The organism is Actinosynnema sp. NPDC059335 (assembly GCF_042752395.1).
Taxonomy (GTDB): Bacteria; Actinomycetota; Actinomycetes; order Mycobacteriales; family Pseudonocardiaceae; genus Actinosynnema.
The window spans coordinates 1-26,947 of the sequence record NZ_JBHYXZ010000125.1 but is presented as its reverse complement, the minus strand read 5'-3'; the positions used below and the strand labels follow the sequence as shown (position 1 = coordinate 26,947).

The following is a 26,947-nucleotide window of genomic DNA, read 5'->3' as shown; positions in this document are numbered from 1 at the left end:
TTTTCCCCGCCGGGCCTGCCGGCTTTGGCCTGCCCCTGGTACCCGTAAGGGCCCCGTGTCACATCGAGCCGGACCGGACCCATCTACTGCGGCCGGACCCGACCCACCCACTGCGGCCGGCCCGGATCCGGGCATCACCCGACCCGGTGCAACCACGTCACCGGCGCACCATCGCCGGCCCGCCGGAACGGCTCCAACGCGTCATCCCACGCCGCCCCGAGGATCTCGTCCACGCCGTGCGCGAACGACTCCCCGCCCCGGCTGCGCGCCGCCAACGCCCGAAGCTGGTCCTCGGACACCACGATGTCACCGTTCGCACTGGTCCGCGCGTGCCACAAACCCAGCACGGGCGCGAAGCAGTACCGCACACCGTCCACGCCCGGACTCGGGTCCTCCGTCACCTCGAACCTGAGCATCGGCCACGCCCTGAGCGCGGACACGAGTCGGGCACCGGTGCCGGCGTCGCCGGTCCAGTTGCACTCGGCGCGCAACTGACCCGGCGCCGCGGGTTGCGCCGCCCATTTGAGGTCCGCTCGCTCACCGAGGGTGCCCGAGATCGCCCACTCGACGTGCGGACAGACCGCAGACGGCGACGAGTGGACGTAGACCACGCCACTGCTGCTGCCACGGGTGCTCACAGCTGACCTCCGCTACTCGACGAGGGACGTCTTCCCCTACGACCTCTCGATGACGCGGACGATCTTGTGAATTCCCGACTCGGCCATTCTGCCCGTTGTGGCAGCAGTCCGCCATAAGAACCATCCCGTTCCTCACCCGGCCGGGTCAGATACAGGACTTTCGACCCCAAAACTCCGACGTCACAGCCCTGCACCCGGTGTGACGGCGTCACTTTCCGAGATCATCCGGGCACGCCGCGATCACACCCTCGCCCCCTCCGATCCGATCACCGCACCGCCCCGAACCGATCACCGCCCACTCCCGATCACACCGCCACGACACGCCCGACTCCGTTCCCCCGCCACAGCACGGACAAACCTCCAATACCGGCACGAGCACCCCACCGCCGAACCGCTCGCCCCGGGTGATGGTTGTCACGCAACGTCATCTCCCGCGATGCGCCCGACGACCGGTCCCGCGACGGCGCTACCGTGTCGGACCGTGTGCAACGCCGAACCCTGCGGCCTGGTGATCACGTGCGGCTGATCCGACTCGGCACCGAGCCCTCCGCGGTGGGGGCCGACGTGCGCGCCGCGCTGAGCACGTGGGGCATCGGCGACGCCGTGCTCGGCGGTGTCGCGCTGCTCGGCGTCCGCCCGCCCGACTGCCCGCGCGACCTGGACGCCGTGATCGTGCTGCCGCGCGGCGTGCTCGTGGTCGTCGGCGTGGACCTGCCCGACCCGGCGATGCGGCTGGAGGCGCCGCTCACCGGCCAGTGGAAGATCGACGGCTGGCCGCTGACCCGCACCGACGGCGCGACGAACCCGGCCGCCGAGGCGCTGGAGGCCAGCACCGCCGTCGCCCGCCGGATCCAGGACATGCGCGGCGAGCCCCTGCCGGTCACCACCGTGGTCGCCGTCGGCCCGTACGTCGGCCAGGTCGTCCAGCCCACCGTGGACCTGAACCGCGGCGTGCGCGTGCTGCACCCCAAGCCCACCACCCTGCTCGCCGCCGCCCGCGAGCTGGCCACCAGCGACCGGCCCTGCTCCGCCGAGCACGCCGCCAAGCTGGTGGCCGTGCTCGCGCCGACCGGCACGCCGCCCAGCCGCCCGCACCTGATCGCCGAGGGGTTCTCCGACGCGGCGGCCGACCTGGCCTCGGCGAGCACCATGCTGCTGCCGAAGGTGGCGCCCGCGTCGCGCGGCCGCAAGCTCCTGCCCTACGCGGGCGGCGCGGTCGTCGCCGTGGTGCTGATCATCGTCCTGATCATCACGCTGTCCTCCGGCGACACCGCGGACAGCGCCGCGCCCGGCAGCACGCCCACCCCGCAGCCGACGACGGTCGTGGTGGACGGTCGGAGCTTCTCGCCGCGCGGCGCGGACCGCACCGACGACTGCGCCTCGCACGCGATCGGCGACGTGCGGGCGTGGCTGACCGAACACCTCTGCATGCAGTTGCGGCGCGCCCAGTACGAGACCACAGTGGACGGTCGCCGGGCGGGCGTGGCGATCGCCGAGCTGAGCCTGCCCGACGCCACCCGGGCGGGTGAACTGCGCGCCCTCGCGTCGACGGCGGGCGCGGGCGGCGTCACCCCGCTCGCGCAGGACGGCAAGGGCTGGCCGGGCGGTCCGACCTCGTTCGACCGGTCGGTCATCAAGGTGTCCACGAAGGGCGCGCAGCTGCGCATCACCCAGGTCGTGTGGGTGGAGGGCGACCGCGACCCGGCCGACCCGACCCTGGCCGAGGTCGCCGACCAGGCGTTGCGGCTCCCGGCGGCCCAGCAGTAGTCCCGGCGGAGCAAGACCGGGTCGAGGAAGAACCCGGACCGGTCGGCGTCGCACAGCGGACAACGCCGGGGGACCCTCCACAACCGACCCGCCCGGCCGGGCGGCCGCCTCACCGGCCGACGCGCACCATGCCCACGCCGATCAGCCCGAACGCCGCGTGCAGCACGATCACCAGCCCCGCCACCGCGCACAGCGTCTCGGTGCCCGGCTTCCCCGCGATCGCGCCGAACGAGAACAGCCACCCGCCCACCGCGATCGCGAACCCGGTGAACAGCACCGGCTTGGGCACGTGCGCCAGGCAGAACAACGCGCTCGACCGCGCCCGCCACAGCGTGTGGGCGACGACCGGCACGACGAGGAACCCCGGCAGGTACACCGCGACCGGCGGCCAGGACGGCCCGCCGGGCAGGAACGTGGACGCGATGACGAACGCGCACCAGAGCACCGCGCCGATCGCGAGAGCCACGGTTCCCCTGGTCACACCCGCAGTGTAAGCAGCTGAACCCGCATTTTGTGGTTAAGAGTCCCGATGGCCCCACGGTCGGTACGGCACTCGGCGGAGAGTGTGCACGATGTGCTGAAAGCCGTGCACGCAGCGTCAGAGACCGTAGGCCTCGAGCAGCCTCAACCACACCTCACTGATGGTGGGGTACGCCGGAACGGCGTGCCACAGCCGGTCCACGGTGACCCCGCCGACGATCGCGATCGTGGCCGCGTGGAGCAGCTCGGCCACGTCCGGACCGCAGAACGTGACGCCGACCAGCGTGCGCTTGCGCTCGTCCACGATCATCCGCGCCTTGCCCCGGTACCCGTCGGCGTGCAGGGACGACCCGGCCACCGCGATGTCGAGGTCGACGACCCGGATGTCCAGCCCCGCCTCGCGGGCCTCCGCCTCCGACCACCCCACCGACGCCACCTCGGGGTCGGTGAACACCACCTGCGGCACGGCCGTGTGGTCGGCCGTGGCCACCGGCGCGGTCCACGGCTCGGGGTCGGTCGCCCCGGTGACGATCGCCGTGCCGACCGCCCGCGCCGCGTACTTCCCCTGGTGGGTCAGCAACGCGCGGCCCGTGACGTCGCCCGCCGCGTACAGCCAGTCCACTCCGGACACCCGGCCGGTGTCGTCCACGTCCAGCGCCTCGCCCGCGGTGAAGCCGAACTGCTCCACGCCCAGGTCGAAGGTCGCGGGTTGGCGGCCGGTGGCGATCAGCAGGTGCGCGCCGGACACCGAGGTGTCGTCGGACAGCCGCAACGACACCGTCCCGTCCGAAGTGGACACGCCGGTCGCCTTGACCCCGGTGACCAGCCGGACGCCGTCCTCCCGCAGCCCGTCGGCGACCAGGTCGCCCGCGAACGCCTCGAACCTGGGCAGCGGCCGCTCGCCGGACACGACCAGCGTGACGTCGGAGCCGAGCCGGGCCCACGCCTGGGCCATCTCCACGCCGACCACACCGCCGCCCAGCACCACGAGCGACGAGGGCGCCTCCTGCGCGGAGGTCGCCTCGCGCGACGTCCAGTACGGCACGTCGGACAGGCCGGGCAGCGACGGGACGCGAGGCACGCTCCCCGTGCACACCACGACCGCCTTGGCGGCGGTCAGCACGCGGCCGTCCACGTCGACCCGGCGCTCCCCCGCCAGCCTGCCGCGGCCGCGGACCACGGTCAGCCCGGCGCCCTCGGCCCACTCGACCTGGCCGGTGTCGTCCCAGTCGGAGGTGAAGGCGTTGCGCCGCTTCAGCACCTGCGCGGCGTCCAGCCGCTCCCCGACCGGCACGCCCGGCACCCGACGGGCGGCGGCGAGCGCGTGGCCGGGGCGCAGCAACGCCTTGCTCGGCATGCAGGCCCAGTACGAGCACTCGCCACCGAGCCGTTCGGCCTCCACCACCGCGGTCCGCAGCCCGCCGGCGGCGGTCCGGGCGGCGGCGTTCTCGCCCACCGGGCCGCCGCCGATCACGATCACGTCGAAGTCGTCGCCCACCGGTCCACCCCACACCACCCGGACCGGCGCGGCAAGTCACGCCGGGTCGAACACCCCGGCCAGCATCCTCAGGATCACACCGTCGGCGGTGCGGAGGACCACCGGGCGCTCGTCCGGCTCGACCCGTTCGGCCAACTTGAACAGCGCGTCGGCGGTCTGGGCGGCCATCCGGAACGTCAACATGACCGGCGCGTCGCCGCGCACCGCGAAGCGGCTGACGAACAGGTCGCGCAACCGCTCGGCCATCAACTCGTACTGGTCCACGGAGGCGTCGAGGCGGTGGCCGTCGAGCAGGTCGCTGAACCGGACCCGCCCGAAGCCGGGCAGTTCGACCAGCATCCGCAGGTAGATGCCGACGACCTGCTGCACGGCCTCGCGCCAGTCCTCGGCGAGCCGGCCCTCCGTGAACAGCGATTCGACCCGGCCCAGGTACTCCTCCATGCCGCGCAGCGCCAACGCGTGCACAACGGAACGCTTGTCCGGGAAGTATTGGTAGAACGATCCAATTGGCACGCCTGCTAGCTCGACGATCCGGGCGGTGGTGATGTCGTCGTAGTCGTAGTCGTTGAGCAGCGTCGCGCAGGCGTCGACAATCGCGGACACCGTCGCGGCGCCGCGCTGCTGAACGGGCTGACGACGCATCACCTTGGCTAAGCGGTTTTCGGCGGGATTTTCTGGCACGCGCTCATCTTGATGGATACGGACCGGTAAGCCCAAACAGGCGATTCCGGAATGTGACATGAGGTTCGCTCGGTTCTTCCGGAGGTGATTGTTGGGGCGCAAAACCTATTCGCGTGACCGGGCCGGATCGGGAAAATCGGACTCCTCGCCGGCCGGCGTCCGCGGCGCGGGGACGGGTTCGACCAGTTCACCGGGCGTGCGGCGTTCGGTGGCAGCCGGGCGGACGATCGGCGTCCCGGCCCGGCGGCGCGGTGGCCGAGTGACGTAGGGGCCGACCAGCCGGGCCAGCAGCAGACCGGGCGCGACCAGCGGGACCACCGCCGACAGCGCCAGCGCCGTCGCGCCCGCGCGGGCCACATCCCGCGGGATGACCGCGACCCGGTCGACCACGAACGCCCGCCGGCCGGTGAGCGACACCAGGCCCATCACCACCAGGAACACCGCGACCGACCCGAGCGCCCACCGCACCGCGACGTAGCCGACGTCCTCGGCGGCGGCCATCACCGCGAGCCAGCCGAAGGAGGCCGACGCCTGCCGGCCCGGGCTCGTCATCGCCCACAGCAGGCCGCCCGCCACGGCCAGGAACCCGGTGCGGCCGTCGCACCACGCGCGGGCCGCGTCCAGCCAGCCCGTGGGCAGGCCCGCCCACCGCACCGGCAGCACGTCCAGCGGGCCGGGCGCGTCGCCGAGCGCCTGGCCCACGACCCACGCCAGCGACCAGACCGAGACGACGGAGGCGAACCCGAGCTGCCACCGGGGCCGGTCCACCGCCATCCGGGACAGCCGCACGAGTTCCTGGCGCTTCTCCTTCACCCGTCCCAGCGTGCCGGAACGATCTTGGGCCGGGACCGGGATTCACCCTCGTGCCTTCGCACAGCCGCTCATCGGGTGGTCCGCCCCTCACCCGGCGTGCCGAGCGGCCGCGCGAACCCCGCGGCCCGCCGGCGGCACCCCCGATCCGCCACCGACCGCCGGCGAGCCGCCCGCACCGCAGCCGCCGGACACACCGCACGAGCCGCCGACCGCTCGTGAACCCCGCGCCGCCGGACCACTCGCAGCACCCCGCACCGCACCAGCCGCCGACCGCCCACAAGCCCTCACACGGGTCGCCAACCGCTCACAAGCCCTCACACCGGTCGCCGAGCCCCCACACCGGTCGCCGACCGCCCACGAACCCCCGCACCGGTCGCCGGCGCGGCGGTCGCGCGTCCCTGCCGGGTGAATCCGCCCCGACTCCCGGTCCACCACCGCGGTTCGCGGGCCTGCGCGCCCCATCATGTCCCCGAACCCCACCCGATCACGAAGAGGAGGCGGTCGTGCGCAAGCTGCTACCGGCGATGCTGGCGGCGTTGACCATCACCTGGACCCCGGTCTCGGCGACCGCCGACGAGGCCGTCGAGTACGTCGCGCTGGGCGACTCGGCCGCCGCCGGGCCGCTCATCCCGGACCAGGACGCGAGCGCGCCCGGCTGCCTGCGCTCGACGCGCAACTGGCCGTCCGTGCTCGCCGAGCGGATCGGGGCGCGGCTCACCGACGTGACGTGCTCGGGCGCGGTCACCGACGACCTCGCCGGCCCCCAGTCGACCCTCGACGGCGCGCAGCCTCCCCAGGCGGACGCGCTGAGCCCGACGACCGACCTGGTCACGCTCACCATCGGCGGCAACGACGTGCGCCTGGTGGACGAGGCGCTGGACTGCGTCAACCTGCTGCCCGAACCGCTCGGCAAGTCGTGCCGGGACCGGCTCACCGCGGCCGGCCGCGACGTGCTGGCCGAGCGGATCGACGCCTACGCGGCCGAGTTCGCCGCCGCGCTCGACCTGGTCACCGCGCGGGCGCCGGGGGCGCGGGTCGTGGTGGTCGGCTACGGCACCTACATCCGGCCCGGCGGCTGCTACCCCGACCAGCCGATCTGGGCGCGGGACGCGGACTACCTGCAGGGCGGCGTGCACCGGCTGAACGCGGTGCTCGCCCGCGAGGCGGCGGCGCACGGCGCGGAGTTCGTCGACATCGAGCCGCCGAGCACGGGCCGCGACGCGTGCGCGCCCGCGCGGACCCGGTGGTTCGAGGGCGTGGCCCCGGTCGGCCCGGCCGCGCCGCTGCACCCGAACGCGGACGGCATGGCGGGCATCGGCGGGTACGTGGCCGGTCGGTTGTAACCCGCCGCCGCACCGGGGAGCCGCCGTCGAGCACCGCTCGGCGGCGGCTCTCGCGCGTCACGGACCCGGTCACGGGCGGGCCTCGGCGAGCGCGGTTGTTCACGCACCGCGGCGAAGAACGTGTAGTAGATTAGACGTTCTGCGCGGGACAAGGCGCAGGGAACTGTCAGCCGATAGCGACACAGGCTGATAAACCACGCTATCCAGAAATGAGGCACGTTGTCAAGCCCCTCCGATGACCTCCGGCTCGCGGAAACCGAGTCGGAGCAGGAATACGTGTCGATGCTGTACGGCAGACTGGACGACCTCCGCGAACAGAGCTCGAAGCGCCTGGCCTCGGCGCTGCGGCAAACGGGCGGCACGCACCAGATGCGCTCCGAGCGGGACACCTCGGTGGCCATGTACTCCGACCAGTTGGCGCAGTACAGCGCGGTGGAGAACGGGTTGTGCTTCGGCCGGCTCGACTTCGACACCGACGACCGGTTCTACATCGGCCGAATCGGCTTGTTCGACGAGGACAAGGAGTACGAACCGCTCCTGATGGACTGGCGCGCGCCCGCCGCCCGCCCCTTCTACCTGGCCACCGCGGCCGCGCCGGAGGGCGTGCGCCAGCGCCGGCACCTGCGGACCAAGCAGCGCAAGGTCGTCGGGTTCGACGACGAGGTGCTGGACATCAACTCGGTCGACCCGACCCGCCCGTCCGAGGGGCTGACCGGCGAGGCGACCCTGCTGGCCGCGGTGAACGCGAGCCGCACCGGCCAGATGGGCGACATCGTCGCGACCATCCAGGCCGAGCAGGACAGGATCATCCGCACCGAGCTGAACGGCGTGGTCGTCGTGCAGGGCGGTCCGGGCACGGGCAAGACGGCGGTGGCGCTGCACCGCGCCGCCTACCTGCTCTACACGCACCGGCGGCAGCTCGCCAAGCGCGGCGTGCTGGTGGTCGGCCCGAACGCGACGTTCCTGCGCTACATCGGCCAGGTGCTGCCGTCGCTGGGCGAGACGGGCGTGCTGCTGTCGACCGTCGGCGAGCTGTTCCCCGGCCTCACCGCGGTGGGCCGCGAGCCCGCCGAGGTGGCCGCGCTGAAGGGCCGCATCGAGATGGCCGACGTGGTGGCGCGCGCGATCCGGGACCGGCAGGAGGCGCCGGGCCTGGTCGAGGTCCCGTTCGACCAGGACGTGCTGCGGCTGGACCGGCGCGCGATCAGCGACGCCCGCGGCCGGGCGCGGCGGACCCGCCGCCCGCACAACGAGGCGCGGCGCACGTTCCAGCGCGAGATCATCTCGACGCTGGCGGCGCAGGCGGTGTCCCGGCTGGGCAGGCACCTGCTGGACCAGGCCGACGTCGACGACATCCGGCGCGAGCTGCGGGAGGACCCCGCGGTGCAGGCGGTCGTCGAGCGGCTGTGGCCGACGCTGTCGCCGCAGCAGCTCCTGGAGGACCTGTACGCCTCGCCGAAGCGGATCGCCAAGGCCACGCCGAAGATGTCGCCGGCCGAGCGCGAGCTGCTGCTCCGGCCGCGCGGCTCGGAGTGGACGCCCGCCGACGTGCCGCTGCTGGACGAGGCGGCGGAGCTGCTCGGCGAGGACGACACCGAGGCCAAGGCGCGGGCCGAGCGGCAGCGGCGGCAGGCGATCGACTACGCGCAGGGCGTGCTGGACATCCTCGACCTGGAGGACGACGCCGACCCGGACATCCTGATGGCGACCGACCTGGTGGACGCCTACCGGCTGGCGGAGCGGCACGGCGCGGAGCGCTACGAGACGGCGGCCGAGCGGGCGGCGGCGGACCGGACGTGGACGTTCGGGCACGTCATCGTGGACGAGGCGCAGGAGCTGTCGCCGATGGCGTGGCGGACGCTGATGCGCCGCTGCCCGTCCAAGTCGATGACCGTGGTCGGCGACATCGCGCAGACCGGCGACATCGCGGGGGCGTCGTCGTGGCACGAGGTGCTGTCGCCGTACGTGATGGACCGCTGGAAGCTCACCGAGCTGACGGTGAACTACCGGACGCCGTCGGAGATCATGGCCGTGGCGGCGGACGTGCTGGCCTCGGTGGACCCCGACCTGGCGCCGCCGACGTCGGTGCGCGACAGCGGGTTCGAGCCGTGGAGCCTGCGGGTGGACTCGGTGCCCGACGCCCTGCCCGCGGTGGTGGGCAAGGAGCTGGCCGCGATCGGGGACGGCAAGCTGGCGGTGATCGTCCCGGCGGCGTCGGTGGCGTCCCTGCGCGCCGCCGTGCCGGGCGCCTCCGACGACCTGGAGGCGCAGGTCGTGGTGCTCGGGGTGGTCGACGCGAAGGGCCTGGAGTTCGACTCGGTGCTGGTGGTGGACCCGGCGGGCATCCTGGCCGAGTCGCCGCGCGGCGCGAGCGACCTGTACGTGGCGCTGACCCGGGCGACGCAGCGGCTCGGCGTCGTGCACACCGGCGACCTGCCGGAGGTGCTGGGCAGGTTGGCGCCTACCGGGTGAGGGCGTAGCCGAGGGCGGCCGCGGCGACGCCGGCGGCGATGCTGCCGGCGGCGTTGGCGAACGCCTGCCGGTGGCGGCCCTCCTCGGCCAGCCGGATCGTCTCGTAGCTGAACGTGCTGTACGTGGTGAGGCCGCCGCACAGGCCGGTGCCCAGGAGCGCGACCAGGGTCGGCTCGGCGCCCGCCACGCAGCCCAGGACGAACGAGCCGACGACGTTCACCGCGAGGGTGGCCCAGGGGAACGACCTCCGCAGCCACCGCGCGGTGAGGTACCGCAGCGTCGCGCCGACCGCGGCGCCGACGAACACCAGCGCCGCGGTCATGCCGTGACCCGGCGGGTCACGGCCATGGCGGCGAACGTCGCGCCCACGGCCAGCAGCAGGGTCGCGAGCAGGTACGCGAACGCCGCGAGGCCGCCCAGCCGCACGGCGTCCAGCGCGTAGCCGGAGAACGTGGTGAAGCCGCCGAGCACGCCGATGCCCAGGAACGGCCGGGCGAGCGGGTGCAGGCGCGGCGCCACGACCATGAGCACGCCGATCAGGGCGCAGCCCAGCACGTTGACCAGCACCGTGCCGAGGGGTCCGGGCACCACCGCCGCCAGGCCGTGGCGCGCGGCGCCGCCGAGGCCGCCACCCAGGGCGACCGCGGCGACGACCCGGACCTCAGTGCGCACGGAGGTGGTCCACCAGGTGGTCCAGGGCGGACAGGGCGCGGACCACGTCGGCGCGCTCGGCCGGGTCCAGCTTGTCCAACGCCGCCCCGATGCGCTTCTCGTGGGCGGACTGCCAGATCGCCAGCTGCTCGTGCCCGCGCGGGGTCACGGAGAGGCGGGCCACCCGGCGGTCGGTCGGGTCGCCGCCGCGCTCGACCAGCCCGCCCTCGATCAACTGGCCGACCAGGCCGCTGACCGTGTTGGGCGCGAGCCGCAGCTCGGCGGCGAGGTCGCCCACGCGCATGGGCGCACGCTCGGCGAGCGTCTGGAGCAGCTCGACCTGCGCCATCGGCAGGGAGTCCCACGGCCAGTCCGACCGGATGCTCGTGCGCAGCGCCCGCCGGAGCCTGGTGACCACGTCGGTGAGCGAGCGTGCCTCGTCTGACATGCGCGAAGGGTACTGGGTCGGAACATCTCGGGAACCGATCCGATCGGAGCGCGAGCGATCGTGACCGTCGCACCGCCCGCAGGGCCGTGACCTGCGACGAAAGAGCGCGGCAACGGTTCGGGGCACGCCACGTCGGACGGCTCGGAGCGATCCGCGTCACATCGCGGCGCCCGCATCGCGGGACGGTTGGACGGGGGCCGGCGGGGTTGCGCGCCGCGTCCGCCGCGCGGGCTGACCACTCGCCACGGGTGTGAGCGCAGCGTGTTCGAACGCACACTTTCCGTGGTGGTGCGATCACCCCATGTACGCCGATCGGGGACAAGCGGCTCCGCCCTCTGCCCACGACGCCACCCGGCTCAGTAATCTCGCCCCGCCGGGGCGACGGCTCCGTCGGGCACACACACGGGTGAGGGAGCGGTGGCGGATCGGCTGGGCTGGATCCCCGACGACGTCGACACCGGGATGCCCAGCGCGGCGCGCCTGTACGACTACCTGCTCGGCGGCGGCCACAACTTCGCGGTCGACCGGGCGCTGGCCGAGAAGTTCCTGCGCGCCCAGCCCAACGCCCGCACCATCGCCCGCCTCAACCGGGCGTTCCTGCGCCGGGCGGTGCTGCACCTGGTGGACGCGGGCGTGCGGCAGTTCCTCGACCTGGGCTCCGGCATCCCGACCGTCGGCAACGTGCACGAGATCGCGCAGAAGGCCGCGCCCCGGTCGCGCGTGATCTACGTGGACTACGAGGACGTCGCCGTCGCGCACAGCCGGATGATCCTCGCCGGCAACGGGCGCGCCGCCGTGCTCCAGGAGGACATGACCGACCCGGCCGCCGTGCTCGCGGGCGTCCGCGCCACCGGCCTGGTCGACTTCGCCGACCCCGTCGGGGTGCTCGCCGTCGGGGTGTTCCACTTCGTGCCGCCCGAGCGCGACCCGGCCGGCGTGGTGGCGGCGTACCGCGACGCCGTGCCGCCGGGCAGCTTCCTGGCCCTGTCCCACTTCACCACCGACCTGCAACCCCACGAGATGGCCCGGGTGGTGGCCGTGATGGACGAGAGCGCGGACCCGATGTTCCCGCGCGACCGGGCCGGGATCGTCGCCCTGTTCGACGGCTTCGAGCTGGTGGAGCCGGGCGTGGTGCCGCTGCCGCTGTGGCGTCCCGAGGAGGGCGCCGTCGAGGAGGACGCGGACCGCGCCGGGATCCTCGCGGGGTTGGGCCGCAAGCGGTGACCGACGCACCGCCGCCCGCCCGGACCCGGCGGCAGGAGATCGCCCGCGAGTGGATGCGGGCGGTCTACCCGACCGCGTACGTGCCGATGTCGCCCGTCGAGATCGAGCTGTACCTGCTCGACCTGGTGGACGTGGTCGCCGAGGCCCTGCGGGCCGAGCCGTTCACCGCCGACCCGGTCGTCGTGGTGGGCGAGCGGCTGGTCGAGGCGCGCTTCACCGGCCCGGAGACGCTGCGGCGCACCGTGGACGTGCTCGGGCGCGCCCTGCCCGCCGACCCCGGGGCGCGGGACGTGCCGGACCTCGTGACGAGGGTCGTCGCCGTGCTCGGCGGCGTGGCCGCGGGGTTCGCCGCCGCGCTGCGGACCGACGCGCTCGACCAGCAGGAAGAGGTCAAGCGGGCGCTCATGGCGGCCAAGCTCCAGGCCGAGCGGGTGCTCGAGGTCAGCGAGGCCCGGTTCCGCGAGGTGTTCGACTCCTCCGCGCTCGGCATCGCGATCACCGACCTGGACGGCCGGTGCGTGGAGGTGAACGAGGCGTTGGCCGGGATGGTCGGCCGCGACCGCGCCGGGCTGGCCGGGCGGCGGCTGGTCGAGCTGTTCGATCCGGTGGACGGCGTGGCGATGGAGAGCACGTACCAGGCGGTCGCCGCCGGCCGGGAGGTCCGCGTCCGCGAGCGGCGGCGGCTGCTGCGCGAGGACGGCGAGCCGGTGTGGGCGCACCTGGTGGTGTCGCCGCTGCCGGCCGCCGACGGCGCACCGGCCTACCACGTGACCATGGTCGAGGACGTCAGCGAGCTGCACCTGCTGCAGAAGAACCTGGACTTCCAGCTGCTGCACGACTCGCTCACCGGGCTGTCCAACCGGCAGCGCTTCGCCACCCGGCTGGAGGCGCTGCACGGCACGTCCGCCCACGGGATCACGCTCTACCACCTCGGGCTGGACGCGTTCTCCGCGGTGAACAACGGGCTCGGGCACGCGGTCGGCGACCGGCTGCTCACCGAGATCGGGCACCGGCTCGAAACGCTGGTCCAGGGCGAGACCGCGGTGGTCGCGCGGATGGGCGGCGACGAGTTCGCGATCGTGGTGGACAACTCGCCGACCACGCCGAGCGTGCCCGCCATGGTCGACCGGATCAACGAGGCGCTGGGCCGCCCGATGGACGACGGCACCGCCGCGGCCGCCGCCATCGGCGTGGTCGACCGGCCGCCCGCCGCGTGGGACGTCGCCGAGATCCTGCGCGCGGCGGACGCCACCCTGCGCCGGGCCAAGGCGTGCGGCAAGCGGCAGTGGCTGCCCTACGACCGGCACGCCGACCAGCTGTTCCGGACCCGGCAGGCGCGGGCCGCGCGGATGCCGGGCGCGTTGGCGGAGCGCGAGCTGGAGGTCGAGTACCAGCCCGTGGTCGACCCGACCACCCGCCGGGTGCTCGGGCACGTGGCCCGGCTGCGCTGGGACGACCTCGGGCACGACGAGTGCGTGGCGCTCGCCGAGGAGACCGGGCTGTCCCTGGCGCTCGGCCAGTGGGCGCTGGGCGAGGCCGCCGCCGACGCGAACGGTCCCGCGTCGTTCGGCGTGCTGCACTTCGAGCTGTCGCCGATGCAGTCGCGCGACGAGGACCTGGTGCGCACGGTGGTGCGGACGCTGGAGGAGACGGGCCTGCCGGTGTCGCGGCTGCGGGTCTTCCTGGACGCCCGGTCGATGCTCGACGTGCCGGGCGACGACACCGCGCAGGTGTTGCGCGACAACGGGATCGCCGTCGGCCTGACCCGGTTCAACGGCGGGCAGGCCGAGCTGTCGCTGCTCGACGACCTGCCCGTGGACGCGCTCGTGCTCGACCCCTCGGTGGTGCGCCGGCTCGCCGACCGGCCCCCGTCGTTCCTGCACGAGGCGGTGTCCCGGATGGTGGCCCTGATCCGGGACTCCGGGGTGTCGGTGACGGTGCCCGACGTCTCGACGCCGGACCGGGCGGACTGGTGGACGGGCGTCGGGGTGGACGCCGCGTACGGCGACCACCTCGCGCCCGCCGTGCCCGTCTACGAGCTGTCCGACGCCTGAGCGGTGCGGCGCTAGACCTGCTTCACCGCGGCCAGCAGCTTGGTCAGCGACTCCTTGGCGTCCCCGAACAGCATGGTGGTCTTCGGGTTGTAGAGCAGGGTGTTGTCCACGCCCGCGAACCCCGGCCGCATCGAGCGCTTCATGAACACCACGGCCTTGGCCCGGTCCACGTCGAAGATCGGCATGCCGTAGATCGGGCTGCTCGGCTCGTCCCGCGCGCCCGGGTTGACCACGTCGTTCGCGCCGACCACGAGCACCACGTCGACGCTGCCGATGCCGGGGTTGACGTCGTCCAGCTCCTTCAGGTGCTCGTACGGCACGTCCGCCTCGGCGAGCAGCACGTTCATGTGGCCCGGCATCCGGCCCGCGACCGGGTGGATGCCGTAGTGCACCGTGACGCCGCGCTGCTCCAGCACCTGCGCCAGCTCGCGCGCGGCGTGCTGGCCCTGCGCCACCGCCAGGCCGTAGCCGGGGACGACGAGCACGGAGTGCGCGTAGCCGAGCAGGATGGCGACGTCCTCCACCGTGCCGGCGCGCACGGTGCGCTGCTCCTCCGTCCGCGCGGTGGCCGCGGTGGCCTGGAACGCGCCGAACAGGATGTTGGTCAGCGAACGGCCCATGGCCTGCGCCATCAGCCGGGTCAGGATGGTGCCGGACGCGCCGACGAGCGTGCCGGACACGATCAGCAGGGTGTTGGCCAGCACGTAGCCGGACGCGGCGACGGCCAGGCCGGTGAACGCGTTGAGCAGCGAGATCGCGATGGGCACGTCCGCGCCGCCGACCGGCAGCACGAACAGCGCGCCCAGCGCGAGACCGGCCACCGCCAGCAGCACGAGCAGCACGCCGTTCCCGGTGAGCACGACCGCCAGCGCGAGCAGCGCGCTCACCGCCGCCACGCCGATGGCGAGGAACTGGCCCGCGGGCAGCAGCACGGGCCGGGTGGTCATGATCTCCTGGAGCTTGAGGAACGTGACCACGCTGCCGGAGAAGCTGACCGAGCCGATCAGCACGGTGAGCACGGTGGCGACCTGGAACAGCACCGAGCCGTGCGGCACGGCGAGGAACTCGGTCAGCGCCACCAGGGCGGCCGCCGCGCCGCCGACGCCGTTGAACAGCGCGACCATCTGCGGGATGGCGGTCATCTTCACCGACCGCGCGGCCGGGATGCCCACCACCACGCCCGCGGCCACCGCGAGCAGGATCGCCGGTCCGTTGTGGACCGCGCCGTGGACGTACGCCGTGACCACGGCCAGGGCCATGCCCGCCGCGCCGAGCAGGTTGCCCGCGCGGGCGTGCTTCGGCGTGCTCAGGCCCTTGAGCGCGAGCACGAAGCACAGGGCGGCGACCAGGTACGCGAGCTGGACCCAGGTGGGGCTCATGTCCCGCTCCCCCGGTGCCCGTTGCCCTCGCTCGGGACGGGTTTGGCCTTGTGCCCCTTGAACATCTCCAGCATCCGGTCGGTCACCACGAAGCCGCCGACCACGTTGACCGTGGCGAGGAAGACCGCGAGCAGTCCGAGCGTGATCTCCAGGGCGTTCCCGGCGCGGCCGGTGATGAGGATGGCGCCGACCAGGATCACGCCGTGGATCGCGTTCGCGCCCGACATCAGCGGCGTGTGCAGGATCGTGGACACCTTGGACACGACCTCGAAGCCGACGAACACGGCCAGCACGAAGATCGTCAACAGGTCGATCACGGCAGCTCCCTCCTCAGCTCGCCCGCGTGCGTGAGGCAGCAGCCGGACAGCACCTCGTCGGCGAGGTCCGGCTCGACCCGGCCGTCCTTGGTCATCATCATCAGCAGGTTGGCGACGTTGCGCGCGTAGAGCCGGCTCGCGTGCACCGGCATGGAGCTGGGCAGGTTCCGCGCGCCGTAGACCAGCACCTCGCCGACCCAGGTCTCCTCGCCGGGGCTGCTGGCGGTGACGTTGCCCCCGGACTCGGCGGCCAGGTCGACCACCACCGAGCCGGGCGCCATGGCCTTGAGCATGTCGTGGGTGACCAGCACGGGCGCCTTGCGGCCGGGGATGGCGGCGGTGGAGATCACCACGTCGGCGGCGGCCACCCGCTCCGCGATCAGCTCGCGCTGGCGCTCCAGGAACGTCTCCGACTGCGCCTCGGCGTAGACGCCCTGCTGCGTCTCCAGGTCCAGCTCCAGGAACCGCGCGCCGAGGCTCTTGACCTCTTCCTTCGCCGCCGCGCGCACGTCGTACGCCTCGACCACGGCGCCGAGGCGGCGGGCGGTGGCGATGGCCTGGAGCCCGGCCACGCCCGCGCCGAGGACGAGCACCTTGGCGGGCGGGATGGTGCCCGCGGCCGTGGTGAACATGGGCAGGAACTTCGGCAGCCGGGCGGTGGCCTCGACCACCGCCCGGTAGCCCGCCACCAGTGCCTGCGACGACAGGGCGTCCACCGACTGCGCCCTGGTCACCCTGGGTAGCAGGTCCAGGCTGAACGCGGTGACCTTGTTGGCCTTGAGCACCTCGATCAGCTCCGGCTCGGCGTTCGGCTGGAGGAAGCTGATCGTGATGTCGCCCTCGCGGAGGGCGGCGGCCTGCTCGGGGGTCGGTGGTTGCACGGAGACGACCACGTCGGACTGGCCGGCCGGGTGGTCGGCGATGACGTTCGCACCGGCTGCGCGGTAGGCGGCGTCGGAGGCGTGGGCGTGTCTGCCCGCTCCGGCTTGCACGTCGACCGTGAGTCCGGCACCGATCAGCGTGGTCACCGTTTCCGGTAGACCGGCTACGCGGCGCTCAGCGGGCCGCGCCTCGACGGGTATGCCCACTCTCACGGAGAGTCACCCTAGACCGCTGAAGGTGATCTACGCCACACGTGGGCGTTGACGTTAACCGTACATACGTCTTGCTGAGACCGGGGCGTGTCCGGGCGCGTTCAGTGGATCACCGGGCACACGCCCCTGGTGTCGCCGGGGAAGAAGTTCGGCACCAGCTCCCGCTTGTCGTAGTAGCGGTGGAACACGCTGGTGACGCCGCTGGACATGGGCGGCACGATCCACGTCCAGTCCGCCGGGCACGAGCGGCCCGCCGCCTCCTCCTTCTCCAGGTGGGTGAGGAACCGGTCGGACTCGGTGTGGTGGTCGGTGATGGTCACCCCGGCCTCGCCGAACGAGTGCAGCACCGCGCGGTTCAGCTCGACCAGCACCCGGTCCTTCCACAGCGTCCGGACCGAGGAGGTGTCCAGGCCCATCCGCCGGCCCAGGTACGGCAGCAGGTCGTAGCGGTCCACGTCGGCGAAGTTGCGGGCGCCGATCTCGGTGCCCATGTACCAGCCGTTGAACGGCGCGGCCGGGTAGTCGACCCCGCCGATGCGCAGCCGCATGTTGCTGATCGCGGGCACGGCGTGCCAGCGCAGCCCGAGGTCGGCGAGCCAGGGCAGCTCGGGGTGGCGGATCGGCACCTCCAGCACGGCGTCCGCGGGCAGCTCGACCAGGCACGGCTCGGCGTCCTCCCGCTCCACGACCAGCGGCAGCACGTCGAACGGACCGCGGCGGGCGGGCGGTCGCCAGCCCAGCGCGACGGCCTGCTCGGTGAGCGCGACGTTGCGCCGGTCGCCCAGCACGCCGCCGTCCGAGCCGACGTAGCCCGCGTAGCGGATCAGCTGCTCGTTGCGGATGCGCGGTCCGGGCCGGCCGGGCTCGTCCGGCGCGAACACGGTGATCACGGGGCGGACCTTGCCGCCGTTGGTGGCCAGCCGCAGGTGCTCGACGCACTCGTCGGCGACCTCCTTGGGGTCGCCGAGGTCGCGCAGGTCGCGGACCTTGAGGCTGCGCCAGTACAGCCGGCCGATGCAGCGGGCGCTGTTGCGCCACGCCACCCGCGCGCCGAAGGTCAGCTCCTCGGGCGTGTGCCGGTAGGTGCCGGTGGCGGCGACCTCGGCGTGCACCTCGGCGAGGCGGTGCTCGACGGGGCCCAGCTCGGGGTGCTCGGCGCGGTGCAGACGGAGGAACTCCTCGGCTTCGGCGAGGTCGACGGTGTCGGCGGCGGGATCGGTGGTCGCGGTCGCGGGGATGGCTTCAGCCGGGCACGAGGGGACGGGGGCCATGGCGCGACACCGTAGTTGGCCCCCGGCTCCGATCGCACCGCCGTGACGCGGGCCGGCCCGCAGCGAAGCCGCGCAGTTCGTGCCACAGAGTGAGCGCTTGATCGCGCAGAAGAGTGAGCCTTCCTGCGAGAACGAGTGATATTCGATCGTTATCCGCGCGAAGCCCGGCGGTAATATGTGATTTAGATCACGTCATGGATTTCCACTATCGGGTGACAACGACGGTGGGGTCCACCCGAGCACCCGGGCCATGCCGCCGACGCCGATCCCCGCCGGGACGGCGCGCACCACCGCGTTGCGGACCGCCACGGCCACCGGGTTGCGCAGCCGGTGCCCCACCCGCCCGGCCAGCCTGGACATCCTGGCCACGGCCTGCGTGCGCGGCCGGCGCTGCCGGTCGTAGGCGGCGAGCGCGGAGGGCACGTCGTCGGCGCGGGCGCACGCGGCGGCCAGGACCACGGCGTCCTCGATCGCCATGCACGCGCCCTGCCCGAGGTAGGGCGTCATGGCGTGGGCGGCGTCGCCGAGCAGCGCCACCCGGCCGCGCCCGAACGTCGGCAGCGGTTCGGCGAGTTCGTGCAGGTCGTGCCGCAGCACCGCGCCCGGCGGGGTGGCGTCGAGCAGCGCGGGGATCGGGTCGTGCCAGTCGCCCACGAGCCGCCGGACCTCGGCCGCCTCGTCGTCGGCCCGGCCGCCCGCGGGCGTGACGAGGGCCGCGTACCAGCAGACCCGGCCGTCGCCGAGCGGCAGCACGCCGAACTCGACGCCGGGGCCGAGCGTCTGGCCGAGGGGCAGGTCGCGCGGGAACTCCGCCGTCGTCACGCTCCGCCACGCCGTGGACCCCGCGTACACCGGCTGGGGCATGGCCGGGAACAGCTCCTGCCGGAGCCGGCTGCGGATGCCGTCGGCCGCGACCACCAGGTCCGCGTCCAGGTCGTCCGCCGACCGCACCTCGGTGTCGGTGACCAGGCACGACTCCGGCAGCGCCGAGCGCAGCACGCGGTGCAGGTCGGCCCGGTGCACCGCCACGACGTGCCCGGCCCGCGCCGGGTCCACGTGCGTCAGCGTCCGCCCCCTCGGGTCGCGCAGGTCGCCCGCCACCCGCGGCGTGCCGATCCGCCGCACGGCGTCGGCCAGGCCGAGCGCCCCCAGCGCCCGCAGGGCGTTCGGCATCACGCCCACCCCCGCGCCGACCTCGCCGAACCGAGGCGCGCGTTCGAGGACCACGACCTCCCACCCGACGCGGCGCAGGGCCACCGCCGCCGCGACCCCGCCGAGCCCGCCACCCACCACGACCGCTTTCACGACCACCCCGTTCTACACCTGTAGAGGTCTCGTACTCTACAGGTGTAGAAGGAGGGGACGTGACCGAGCGCAGGGACGTGCTCGCCGACGCGGCGATCCACGTGGTCGCCACCCTGGGCATGCGAGGGCTGACCCACCGCGCGGTGGATGCGCGGGCGGGCGTGCCCACCGGCTCCACGTCGGCCTACTTCCGGACCCGGAAGGCGTTGGTGGAGGGCGTGGTGCGGCGGCTGGCCGACCTCGACGACGCCGAGGTGACCGCGGCGGCGGTGGCCGCCGAACCGGATCCCGACCGGCTCGCGGAGGGCATCGCGCACGTGCTCGACGGGTGGCTGACCACCGGCCGCGAGCGCACCCTGGCCCGGTACGCGTGCCTGCTGGAGGCCACCCACCACCCCGGGCTGCGCGGCATCCTGGCCCACGGCGAACGGCCGCGGGCGCAGGCACGCGCGCTGCTCACGGCACTGGGCGCGCCGGACCCGGAGCGGCAGGGCCGCGAGCTGGTGGCGTTCGTGGACGGCCTGCTGTTCGACCGGCTGGTCGGCGCGGGCTCGCTCGGCGCGCCCGCGCCCGGCACCCCGGAGAGCCGCGCCGAGCTGGCCGCGGCCGTGCGCGCGGCGCTGCGGGGCGTGCTCGGGAAATGAGTGGCGCCCGCCGCTAGGGTGGGTCGCATGTGGGCATTCCGGGTCTTCTACCTCTGAGTCGGGTCAGCCGTCCGACCCCGCGCGCCGGGCGCGCCGGGGTCTTCGAGCCGACCCTTCACCCAGACGGAGATCACCCGTGTCGCACATCGCTTTCTTCAACATCCCCGGCCACGGCCACGTCAACCCGACCCTGCCCGTCGTCACCGAGCTGGTGCGCCGGGGCCACCGCGTGACCTACGCCGTCTCCCCCGGTTTCGCGCACATCGTGGAGCAGGCGGGCGCGACGCCCGTCGTCCACCCCACCGGCCTGCCCGCCGACGACCGCGAGTGGCCGACCGGGATGGCGCCCGCCATGCGCCTGTTCCTCACCGAGGCGAAGACCGTGCTGCCGCTGCTGGAGGCGGCGTACGCCGACGACCGGCCGGACCTGGTCGTGTACGACATCGGCGCGTGGACCGCGCGCGTGCTGGCGCGGCGCTGGGGCGTGCCGGCGATCCAGTTCTCCCCCACCTTCGTGGCCTACGAGGGGTGGGAGGAGGAGATGGCGCACCTGTACGACCACCCGGACGTGGAGGCGTTCTTCGCCGAGCTGGACGAGTGGCTGGCGGCCGAGGGCTGCCCGATCCCGGGCCGCACGTACGTCGGCCACCCGGACCGCGCGGTGGTGAGCATCGCCCCGGCGTTCCAGCCCCACCGCGAGTCGGTGCACCCCAAGTACACGTTCGTGGGGCCGTGCCTGGACGACCGGTCGTCGTTCCAGGGCACCTGGGAACCGCCCGCGGACGGCAGGCCCGTGCTGCTGGTGTCGTTCGGGTCGGCCTACACCAACGAGCCGCGGGTCTACCGCGCGTGCTTCGAGGCGTTCGGCGACCTGGACTGGCACGTGGTGATGAACATCGGCAAGCACGTCGACCCGGCCGAGCTGGGCGAGCCGCCCGCCAACGTGGAGCTGCACCGCTGGGTGCCGCAGCTGGAGATCCTGGCGCACGCCAAGGTGTTCGTCACGCACTGCGGCATGGGCGGCACGATGGAGGGCCTGCACCACGGCGTGCCGATGGTCGCCCTGCCCGCGCTGGGCGAGCAGGCCATGAACGCCCAGCGCCTGGTCGACCTCGGCGTCGGCCGGCACCTCGACCGGGACGCGGTCACGGCCGAACAGCTCCGGTCCGCCGTGCTGGAGCTGGCCGACGACCCCGGGGTGGCGCGGCGGCTGGCCGCGATCCGGGCCGAGATCCGCGCGGCCGGCGGCACGACCGCGGCGGCCGACGTGATCGAGGCGGAACTGCGCTGAGCGACGAGGGGGCGGCGCCCGTCGGACGCCGCCCCCTCCCGCGCCTACGCGGACCGCTCGGAGCTGCTGCCCAGCCGGGGGAACGGGTCGGTCGAGAACACGACCTCCACCGGCACCTCGAAGTACTGCGCGATGCGCAGCGCCAGGTACAGGCTGGGGCTGTACTCGCCCCGCTCCAGGTAGCCCACGGTCTGGTAGTGGATGCCCAACGCCTCGGCGAGCTGCCGACGCGACACCCCTCGTTCCGCGCGCAGCATGGCGATCCGGTTGTAGACGCTTTCGCTCATCGCACCCTCTGCAGCGCCGCCTGCCTGCGCTGCTCCATATCCGCTCCGGACTCCCGGCGAGCCATCCGACGCAGGATCGTAGGCGCAAGCAGGAAGCCCAGCACCGCCCACACCCCGAGCACGCCGACCAGCTCCGGGATGCGCCACACCCCGCCCAGCTCCGCCGCCGCGGCCGAGTCGGGCAGCAGCGCCGCCCGCGCGCCGTGGCCCGCCCAGTACACCGGGAACGCCTGCGCCACGCCCTGGACCCAGCCGGGCAGCGCGGTGATCGGGTAGAAGATGCCCGAGATGGCCACGATCCCCATCATCGGCAGCATGGTGATGCCCATCGCGCCGCCGGGGCTCTTGGTGATCGACCCGGCGACCGCGCCCCAGGGCAGCATCGACGCCATGCCCAGCGCCAGCACGGCGACCAGGCCGAGCACGCCGCCCACGCCCGCGTCCGCGAACACGTTCACCAGGAACAGACCCGGCACGAGCACGACCAGCAGGCCGGTCAGGGAGTCCAGCGAGGTCTGCACCGTCCGGCCGACCAGGTAGCCGAGCATGCCGTGCGGCACCGCCTTGGCCCGCAGCAGCGTGCCGTCCTCCCGGTTGACCGAGAGCTGGCCCGCGGGCCCCACCAGGCTGCCGAAGACGATCCCCATGCCGAGCATGCCGGGCAGGGTGAGCGCGGCGAGCGTGATGCCCGAGCCCTCGACCGGCGAGTCGCGCTGGAACCACAGCACGGTCAGGAAGCCGACCGAGAGGAACAGGTTGTAGAGCTGGTCGGAGCTGCCCAGCGAGTGCCGGAACTCCCGCACCCCGCGGTCCACGCCCAGCCGGACGGCGTGCGACTTGCCGGTCACCGGAGCGCCACCTCCTCCTCCGTCGCCTGGCCGCTCTCGTGCCGCTGCACGAGCGCCATGTAGGTGTCCTCCAACGTGCTGCGCCGCACCTCCAGCTCCGAGATCCCGGTCGCGTGCTGGCGGAACAGGTCCCGCACGAACGCGGTCGCGTCCTCGGCGGTGTGCACGTGCCGCAGGCCGTCCTGCGTCCAGCGCACCTCGGACTTGCCCGCGACCCGGCGGCTGAGCTGGTCCGGGCTGCCGTCGGCGATGATCCGGCCGCCCGCGAGCACCAGGATGCGGTCGGCCAGCCGCTCCGCCTCGGCCAGGTCGTGCGTGGTGAGCAGGATCGTCATGCCCTCCAGGTCCGACAACCGGTGCACCAGGTCGTGGAAGTCGCGCCGGGCGTGCGGGTCGAACCCGGCCGTCGGCTCGTCCAGGAACAGCAGGTCCGGCTTGCCGACGATGCCGATCGCCACGTCCAGCCGCCGCCGTTGCCCGCCGGACAGGCTGCTGATCTTCTTGTGCGCGTGCCCGGTCAGGCCGACGGTCTCGATCAGCTCGTCGGTGTCGAACGGCCGCGGCTGGTGCGGCGTGGTGTAGGGCGCGTAGTAGCGGCCGAGGTGGTGCAGCAGCTCGCGCACCCGCCACCGGCCGTGGTCGCGCCAGGACTGCAGCACCACGCCGAGGCGGGCGCGCCACGCCTCGTCGCCCTTGGCCGGGTCCACGCCCAGCACCCGGACGTGGCCGTCGGAGGGCAGCCGGAAGCCCTCCAGGATCTCGATCGTCGTGGTCTTGCCCGCGCCGTTGGGCCCGAGCAGGGCCAGCACCTCACCCGGTCCCGCGGTGAAGTCGACCCCGTGCAGCACGTCCGTCGTGCCGTAGCGCATCCGCAGATCGCGCACCTCGATGACCAAGGATCCCTCACCTCCCCCTTGTCAGAGTTCTCCTGCGTTTTGTAGCACACCTGCTATCAGACGTACTACAGCCGTTCCCTTACGGCATATTTACTTCACGGCTTCCTGAAACTTCTGTACGTTGCGAAGCAGGTCCCTTAACGCACTGGGAGGTGTGCGAGATGACCGAAACGCTGTACGCCGAGCTGCCCACGCAGCGCAGCACGGCGTTCGACCCGCCCGCGGAGTTGGGGTTGCTCCGCGAGCGGGCCCCGATCAGCCGGATGAAGTTCCCGGACGGGCACCTGGGGTGGCTCGTGACCAGCTACGAGCTGGCCCGGGAGGTGCACGCGGACCGCCGGTTCAGCAGCCGGGCCGAGCTGCAGCACACGCCGCGCCGGGTCGCGGGGCAGCCGATCGCGCAGCGGCCCCCGGCCAAGCCGGGCATGTTCATCGCGATGGACGCGCCCGACCACACCCGCTACCGCAAGCTGCTCACCGGGCAGTTCACCGTGCGGCGGATGAGCCGGCTCATGCCGCGGATCGAGCAGATCGTGGGCGAGCACCTGGCCGCGCTGCGCGCCGCCGGGTCGCCCGCGGACCTGGTGGCGAACTTCGCCCTGCCGGTGCCGTCGATGGTGATCTGCGAGCTGCTGGGGGTGCCCTACGACGAGCGGGAGGTGTTCCAGCGCGACACCGCCAAGGTGTTGAGCCTGGACTCCACGTTCGAGGAGATCATGGCGGCCTTCGAGCGGCTGGAGGAGTTCGTGCTCCAGCTCGCCAGGCGCAAGCACTCCGAGCCCGGCGACGACATGCTGTCGGGGCTCATCGCCACCGGCGAGCTGACCGACGAGGAAGTCGCCAACATGGGGCTGCTCCTGCTCGTCGCCGGCCACGAGACCACGGCGAACATGCTGGGCATCGGCACGCTGCTGCTGTTGCGGCACCCCGAGCAGCTGGCCGCGCTGCAGGCCGACCCGTCGTTGGTGGACAACGCGGTCGAGGAGATGATGCGGTACCTGAGCATCATCCAGTTCGGCACGCTGCGCACCGCGTTGGAAGACGTGGAGGTCGGCGGCGTGGTGGTTCGGGCGGGCGAGTCGGTGTCGATCTCGGTGGCCGCGGCCAACCGCGACCCGGCGCGGTTCGAGCGGCCGGACGAGTTCGACGTCCGCCGGTCCGCGTCCGGGCACATCGCGTTCGGCCACGGCGTGCACCAGTGCCTCGGGCAGCAGTTGGCCCGGATCGAGATGAGGATCGGGTTCAGCGCGCTGTTCCGGGAGTTCCCGGACCTGCGGCTCGCCGTGCCGGCCGACGAGGTGCGCATGCGGTCGGACATGGCGATCTACGGCGTGCACGAGCTGCCGGTGGAGTTCTCGTGAGGATCGAAGTGGATCCGGACCGGTGCGCGGGGTCGGGCATGTGCGCGCTGACCGATCCGGAGGTGTTCGACCAGGACGAGGTGGACGGGACGGTCGTGCTGCTGCAGCCGTCGCCGACCGGCGGGCACGAGCGGGCGGCGCGTGAGGCGGCGCACCTCTGCCCGGCGGGAGCCATCCGCGTCGTGGGGTGACGGGGGTCGCCGGGGCCGCTCGCGGGCGGTCCCGGCGGTGCTCCGCGCGGCTCAGAGGGCGAGGTGCACGCGCAGGGCCTCGTCGAGTTGCTTGAGCACGGCGGGCGGCAGCCCGCCGATCCGGGCGCGGAGCCTGGCCGCGGCGACCGTGCGCACCTGCTCGGCCTGCGCCTTGGAGTCCGCGCCGAGCCCGCAGTCCTTGGCGGGCAGCAGCACTTGGAACGGGTACACCTTCGCGGTGTTGGAGGTGATGGGCACGACGGTCACCACACCCCGGCCGCCCCGTCCGGCGGCCCGGTTCGCCGCGTCGTTGCTCACGACCACGGCCGGGCGGATCTTGTTCGCCTCGGCGCCGCGCACCGGCTCCAGGTCCACCCAGTAGATGTCACCTCGCCGCATCGACGACACCGTCCGGGGCGGTCACGTCCCACACGTCGGCGTCTCCTCCGGCTTCCCACTCGTCCCACGCGCTCGCGTAGGCGTTCTCCAGCCCTGCCTCGCGCAACAACGTGATCGCCTGGTGGATCACCGACGACCGCGAGGCGCTCCGGTGTTGCCGGAGGTAGCGATCAACGAACTCTACGTCCTCCTCGGGGAGGCTCACACTGATTTTCATACTTCCGATGCTACCTGCGGTACTACCACCCGACCACCGCCGGGCGCACGCGCTGCGGGGCGGGCCATCGCGCCGGTTCCACCCCCGCACGTCGAGGTGGCCGCGATCGCCCGCCCCCGGTCGGCGCGCGTGGGACCGCGGCGCCTTCCCCGGTCGGGACCTCAGTCCACCGCGATCTCGTGGATGGCGGGCACCACGTTCTCGCCGATGGTGCGGAGCATGTCGTCGTAGTCGGTGAACGTGTTGATGCGCAGGATGATGTGCCGGCAGCCGGCCTCGATGAACTCGCGCAGGTGCTCGACCAGGCCCTTCTCGGTGCCGCCGAAGTAGTTCTGGTAGTTCGACATGGTCGTCTGCGGCAGCTGGTAGTACCGGGTGGTGTACTCGTTGAGCGCCGCCTCGCCGGCCGCGGTGTCCTGGCCGATGTTGACGTTGATGTACATCGTGGGGCGGATGTCGTCGGGGTCGCGGCCGATGGCCCGCGCGTGCTCGCGGATCCGCTCCAGCGAGTGGCGGTAGCCCTCGGCGTCGATGTGCACGGGCATCCAGCCGTCGTACAGCTCCGCCGTGCGGCGGACCGCCTTGGGCTTGCCGTTGCTGGCCAGCCAGATGCCGGGTCCGCCGGGCGTGCGCGGCGGGCCCTGGTGGCGCAGCTCGTTCAGGTTGTAGTACTTGCCCTTGAGGTCGCCCTCCCGGCCCTCCCACACCGTCTTGAACGCCCGGACCGCCTCGTCGACGCGGGTGATGCGCTCGGTGTAGGTCATGGGGACCAGGTCGCTCTCGTTGTTCACGGGCAGCGGCTCCCCCATGCCGAGGCCCATCTTCAGCCGGCCGCCGCTGAGCTGGTCCAGCGTCGTGATGGCGTGCGCCAGCGCCTTCGGCTCGCGCAGCACGGCCGTCAACGCCGCCGTGCCGATGGTGACGTGATCGGTCACCATCGAGATCGCGCCGAGCAGCGACAGCGGTTCGAGGCGGGGCCGCGTGACGAACGAGTCGCCGACCCACACCGAGTCGAACCCGAGTTCCTCCACTTTTTTCGCGAGCGCGATCAGCGGTGCCGCCGCATCGGTCGGGTACAGCATCGAATATTCGCGCACGGGCAGCGCCACACCAATTTCCGGACTCACCCTCGACTCCTCCCGGGTAATCTTTCGGCAATCATCTCCCCATACACTTGAATTGATAGCACGGCCCGTGGCCGGGTCGCTTCTTCGCACCTGCCTTGACGGTCCGGCGGCGGCTTCCCGGAGAAGGCGTCCTTCGTACTGCCGAAACGGCGGGCGAGAAAAGGGGGGGGGGGCGGCGGGCGGGGCGGGCCGGGCGGGCACGCCCACGACTTTCTGGGTGATTGGTCGGTCGGTGGGGGGGGGGTGAGAGA

General features: G+C 73.1%; 28 protein-coding genes. 9 read left to right on the top strand and 19 right to left on the bottom strand.

Annotated features, from left to right (window positions below):
• Window positions 1–134: 134 nt before the first annotated feature.
• Window positions 135–638 (bottom strand): DUF3145 domain-containing protein, encoded by a 504-nt coding sequence (locus ACFXGA_RS30185; RefSeq protein WP_123743506.1) that lies wholly within the window; start codon window positions 636–638, stop codon window positions 135–137.
• Window positions 639–1,154: 516 nt separating this feature from the next.
• Here ACFXGA_RS30185 and ACFXGA_RS30180 point away from each other — a divergent pair.
• Window positions 1,155–2,405, top strand: a complete 1,251-nt coding sequence (locus ACFXGA_RS30180; protein WP_378093695.1) for a hypothetical protein — start codon at window positions 1,155–1,157, stop codon at window positions 2,403–2,405.
• Between the two features lie 109 nt (window positions 2,406–2,514).
• Here the strand turns inward: ACFXGA_RS30180 and ACFXGA_RS30175 are convergent, their stop codons facing one another.
• The 4 genes from ACFXGA_RS30175 to ACFXGA_RS30160 all read right to left on the bottom strand — a co-directional run bounded on the left by ACFXGA_RS30175 (window position 2,515) and on the right by ACFXGA_RS30160 (window position 5,877).
• Window positions 2,515–2,886, bottom strand: coding sequence for a hypothetical protein (locus ACFXGA_RS30175; RefSeq protein WP_378093693.1), 372 nt, complete (start codon window positions 2,884–2,886; stop codon window positions 2,515–2,517).
• A 117-nt stretch (window positions 2,887–3,003) separates the two neighbouring features.
• A complete protein-coding gene (locus ACFXGA_RS30170; RefSeq protein ID WP_378093705.1) occupies window positions 3,004–4,365 on the bottom strand; it encodes a dihydrolipoyl dehydrogenase family protein in 1,362 nt (453 codons plus the stop codon).
• A gap of 54 nt (window positions 4,366–4,419) precedes the next feature.
• Window positions 4,420–5,025 (bottom strand): TetR/AcrR family transcriptional regulator, encoded by a 606-nt coding sequence (locus ACFXGA_RS30165; RefSeq protein WP_378093691.1) that lies wholly within the window; start codon window positions 5,023–5,025, stop codon window positions 4,420–4,422.
• Window positions 5,026–5,169: 144 nt separating this feature from the next.
• Window positions 5,170–5,877, bottom strand: a complete 708-nt coding sequence (locus ACFXGA_RS30160) for a hypothetical protein (protein WP_378093689.1) — start codon at window positions 5,875–5,877, stop codon at window positions 5,170–5,172.
• Between the two features lie 503 nt (window positions 5,878–6,380).
• On the opposite strand from ACFXGA_RS30160, the gene ACFXGA_RS30155 reads away from it, so the two are divergent.
• Both ACFXGA_RS30155 and ACFXGA_RS30150 read left to right on the top strand, forming a co-directional pair.
• Window positions 6,381–7,220 carry an SGNH/GDSL hydrolase family protein gene (locus ACFXGA_RS30155; RefSeq protein ID WP_378093687.1) on the top strand — a complete coding sequence of 280 codons (840 nt, stop codon included), beginning with the start codon at window positions 6,381–6,383 and terminating at the stop codon, window positions 7,218–7,220.
• Window positions 7,221–7,439: 219 nt separating this feature from the next.
• The gene (locus ACFXGA_RS30150) at window positions 7,440–9,692 is read left to right on the top strand and encodes a HelD family protein (RefSeq protein ID WP_378093685.1); all 2,253 of its coding nucleotides are present in this window, start codon (window positions 7,440–7,442) and stop codon (window positions 9,690–9,692) included.
• Here ACFXGA_RS30150 and crcB read toward each other — a convergent pair.
• The 3 genes from crcB to ACFXGA_RS30135 are packed head-to-tail and all read right to left on the bottom strand — an operon-like array spanning window position 9,682 to window position 10,791.
• On the bottom strand, window positions 9,682–10,014 hold the full coding sequence (gene crcB / locus ACFXGA_RS30145; RefSeq protein ID WP_378093683.1) for a fluoride efflux transporter CrcB: 333 nt from the start codon (window positions 10,012–10,014) through the stop codon (window positions 9,682–9,684). The genes ACFXGA_RS30150 and crcB overlap by 11 nt on opposite strands.
• Entirely contained in the window at window positions 10,011–10,364 is a 354-nt protein-coding gene (locus ACFXGA_RS30140) for a fluoride efflux transporter FluC (RefSeq protein WP_378093681.1), read from the bottom strand. Before ACFXGA_RS30140 ends, crcB begins: the two co-directional genes overlap by 4 nt.
• The gene (locus ACFXGA_RS30135) at window positions 10,354–10,791 is read right to left on the bottom strand and encodes a MarR family winged helix-turn-helix transcriptional regulator (RefSeq protein WP_378093679.1); all 438 of its coding nucleotides are present in this window, start codon (window positions 10,789–10,791) and stop codon (window positions 10,354–10,356) included. Before ACFXGA_RS30135 ends, ACFXGA_RS30140 begins: the two co-directional genes overlap by 11 nt.
• A gap of 417 nt (window positions 10,792–11,208) precedes the next feature.
• Between ACFXGA_RS30135 and ACFXGA_RS30130 the strand changes: the two genes are divergently transcribed.
• Window positions 11,209–12,015 (top strand): SAM-dependent methyltransferase, encoded by an 807-nt coding sequence (locus ACFXGA_RS30130; RefSeq protein ID WP_378093677.1) that lies wholly within the window; start codon window positions 11,209–11,211, stop codon window positions 12,013–12,015.
• Complete coding sequence (locus tag ACFXGA_RS30125; RefSeq protein WP_378093675.1) at window positions 12,012–14,069, top strand: EAL domain-containing protein; 2,058 nt, start codon at window positions 12,012–12,014, stop codon at window positions 14,067–14,069. The genes ACFXGA_RS30130 and ACFXGA_RS30125 overlap by 4 nt, the downstream gene beginning before the upstream one ends.
• Window positions 14,070–14,080: 11 nt before the next feature.
• Here ACFXGA_RS30125 and ACFXGA_RS30120 read toward each other — a convergent pair whose 3' ends face one another.
• The 5 genes from ACFXGA_RS30120 to ACFXGA_RS30100 form a co-directional block, all read right to left on the bottom strand.
• On the bottom strand, window positions 14,081–15,448 hold the full coding sequence (locus ACFXGA_RS30120) for an NAD(P)(+) transhydrogenase (Re/Si-specific) subunit beta (RefSeq protein WP_378093673.1): 1,368 nt from the start codon (window positions 15,446–15,448) through the stop codon (window positions 14,081–14,083).
• Complete coding sequence (locus ACFXGA_RS30115; protein ID WP_378093703.1) at window positions 15,445–15,804, bottom strand: NAD(P) transhydrogenase subunit alpha; 360 nt, start codon at window positions 15,802–15,804, stop codon at window positions 15,445–15,447. Before ACFXGA_RS30115 ends, ACFXGA_RS30120 begins: the two co-directional genes overlap by 4 nt.
• Window positions 15,762–16,853, bottom strand: coding sequence for a Re/Si-specific NAD(P)(+) transhydrogenase subunit alpha (locus tag ACFXGA_RS30110; RefSeq protein ID WP_378093701.1), 1,092 nt, complete (start codon window positions 16,851–16,853; stop codon window positions 15,762–15,764). The genes ACFXGA_RS30115 and ACFXGA_RS30110 overlap by 43 nt, the downstream gene beginning before the upstream one ends.
• Before the next feature lie 107 nt (window positions 16,854–16,960).
• Window positions 16,961–18,130, bottom strand: a complete 1,170-nt coding sequence (locus tag ACFXGA_RS30105; RefSeq protein ID WP_378093671.1) for a nitric oxide synthase oxygenase — start codon at window positions 18,128–18,130, stop codon at window positions 16,961–16,963.
• Window positions 18,131–18,322: 192 nt separating this feature from the next.
• Complete coding sequence (locus tag ACFXGA_RS30100) at window positions 18,323–19,441, bottom strand: FAD-dependent monooxygenase (RefSeq protein ID WP_378093669.1); 1,119 nt, start codon at window positions 19,439–19,441, stop codon at window positions 18,323–18,325.
• A 53-nt stretch (window positions 19,442–19,494) separates the two neighbouring features.
• On the opposite strand from ACFXGA_RS30100, the gene ACFXGA_RS30095 reads away from it, so the two are divergent.
• Together ACFXGA_RS30095 and ACFXGA_RS30090 are read left to right on the top strand one after the other, a co-directional pair.
• Window positions 19,495–20,079: a TetR/AcrR family transcriptional regulator gene (locus tag ACFXGA_RS30095; protein ID WP_378093667.1), complete on the top strand. Its 585-nt coding sequence runs from the start codon at window positions 19,495–19,497 to the stop codon at window positions 20,077–20,079.
• Window positions 20,080–20,215: 136 nt separating this feature from the next.
• A complete protein-coding gene (locus tag ACFXGA_RS30090) occupies window positions 20,216–21,370 on the top strand; it encodes a macrolide family glycosyltransferase (RefSeq protein WP_378093665.1) in 1,155 nt (384 codons plus the stop codon).
• Between the two features lie 44 nt (window positions 21,371–21,414).
• Here the strand turns inward: ACFXGA_RS30090 and ACFXGA_RS30085 are convergent, their stop codons facing one another.
• Genes ACFXGA_RS30085 through ACFXGA_RS30075 form a run of 3 tightly spaced genes read right to left on the bottom strand, consistent with a single transcriptional unit; the run spans window position 21,415 to window position 23,374 of the window.
• Entirely contained in the window at window positions 21,415–21,657 is a 243-nt protein-coding gene (locus ACFXGA_RS30085) for a helix-turn-helix transcriptional regulator (protein WP_378093663.1), read from the bottom strand.
• Complete coding sequence (locus ACFXGA_RS30080) at window positions 21,654–22,505, bottom strand: ABC transporter permease (RefSeq protein WP_378093661.1); 852 nt, start codon at window positions 22,503–22,505, stop codon at window positions 21,654–21,656. Before ACFXGA_RS30080 ends, ACFXGA_RS30085 begins: the two co-directional genes overlap by 4 nt.
• On the bottom strand, window positions 22,502–23,374 hold the full coding sequence (locus ACFXGA_RS30075; protein WP_378093699.1) for an ABC transporter ATP-binding protein: 873 nt from the start codon (window positions 23,372–23,374) through the stop codon (window positions 22,502–22,504). The genes ACFXGA_RS30080 and ACFXGA_RS30075 overlap by 4 nt, the downstream gene beginning before the upstream one ends.
• Before the next feature lie 188 nt (window positions 23,375–23,562).
• On the opposite strand from ACFXGA_RS30075, the gene ACFXGA_RS30070 reads away from it, so the two are divergent.
• Window positions 23,563–24,762, top strand: a complete 1,200-nt coding sequence (locus ACFXGA_RS30070; protein ID WP_378093659.1) for a cytochrome P450 — start codon at window positions 23,563–23,565, stop codon at window positions 24,760–24,762.
• On the top strand, window positions 24,759–24,953 hold the full coding sequence (locus ACFXGA_RS30065) for a ferredoxin (protein ID WP_378093657.1): 195 nt from the start codon (window positions 24,759–24,761) through the stop codon (window positions 24,951–24,953). The genes ACFXGA_RS30070 and ACFXGA_RS30065 overlap by 4 nt, the downstream gene beginning before the upstream one ends.
• Window positions 24,954–25,004: 51 nt before the next feature.
• Here the strand turns inward: ACFXGA_RS30065 and ACFXGA_RS30060 are convergent, their stop codons facing one another.
• The 3 genes from ACFXGA_RS30060 to ACFXGA_RS30050 form a co-directional block, all read right to left on the bottom strand.
• Window positions 25,005–25,352 (bottom strand): type II toxin-antitoxin system PemK/MazF family toxin, encoded by a 348-nt coding sequence (locus ACFXGA_RS30060; RefSeq protein WP_378093655.1) that lies wholly within the window; start codon window positions 25,350–25,352, stop codon window positions 25,005–25,007.
• Window positions 25,339–25,569, bottom strand: a complete 231-nt coding sequence (locus ACFXGA_RS30055) for a ribbon-helix-helix domain-containing protein (protein ID WP_378093653.1) — start codon at window positions 25,567–25,569, stop codon at window positions 25,339–25,341. The genes ACFXGA_RS30060 and ACFXGA_RS30055 overlap by 14 nt, the downstream gene beginning before the upstream one ends.
• Before the next feature lie 161 nt (window positions 25,570–25,730).
• Window positions 25,731–26,678, bottom strand: a complete 948-nt coding sequence (locus ACFXGA_RS30050; RefSeq protein WP_378093697.1) for an LLM class flavin-dependent oxidoreductase — start codon at window positions 26,676–26,678, stop codon at window positions 25,731–25,733.
• Window positions 26,679–26,947: the final 269 nt, after the last annotated feature.

What these genes read in the sequence shown, in the direction of transcription:
- ACFXGA_RS30120 (WP_378093673.1), bottom strand. Translation starts at nt 15,448, where the DNA reads ATGAGCCCCACCTGGGTCCAGCTCGCGTACCTGGTCGCCGCCCTGTGC.
- crcB (WP_378093683.1), bottom strand. Translation starts at nt 10,014, where the DNA reads ATGACCGCGGCGCTGGTGTTCGTCGGCGCCGCGGTCGGCGCGACGCTG.
- ACFXGA_RS30060 (WP_378093655.1), bottom strand. Translation starts at nt 25,352, where the DNA reads ATGCGGCGAGGTGACATCTACTGGGTGGACCTGGAGCCGGTGCGCGGC.
- ACFXGA_RS30105 (WP_378093671.1), bottom strand. Translation starts at nt 18,130, where the DNA reads ATGGCCCCCGTCCCCTCGTGCCCGGCTGAAGCCATCCCCGCGACCGCG.
- ACFXGA_RS30075 (WP_378093699.1), bottom strand. Translation starts at nt 23,374, where the DNA reads ATGCGCTACGGCACGACGGACGTGCTGCACGGGGTCGACTTCACCGCG.
- ACFXGA_RS30070 (WP_378093659.1), top strand. Translation starts at nt 23,563, where the DNA reads ATGACCGAAACGCTGTACGCCGAGCTGCCCACGCAGCGCAGCACGGCG.
- ACFXGA_RS30165 (WP_378093691.1), bottom strand. Translation starts at nt 5,025, where the DNA reads ATGCGTCGTCAGCCCGTTCAGCAGCGCGGCGCCGCGACGGTGTCCGCG.
- ACFXGA_RS30135 (WP_378093679.1), bottom strand. Translation starts at nt 10,791, where the DNA reads ATGTCAGACGAGGCACGCTCGCTCACCGACGTGGTCACCAGGCTCCGG.
- ACFXGA_RS30055 (WP_378093653.1), bottom strand. Translation starts at nt 25,569, where the DNA reads ATGAAAATCAGTGTGAGCCTCCCCGAGGAGGACGTAGAGTTCGTTGAT.
- ACFXGA_RS30085 (WP_378093663.1), bottom strand. Translation starts at nt 21,657, where the DNA reads ATGAGCGAAAGCGTCTACAACCGGATCGCCATGCTGCGCGCGGAACGA.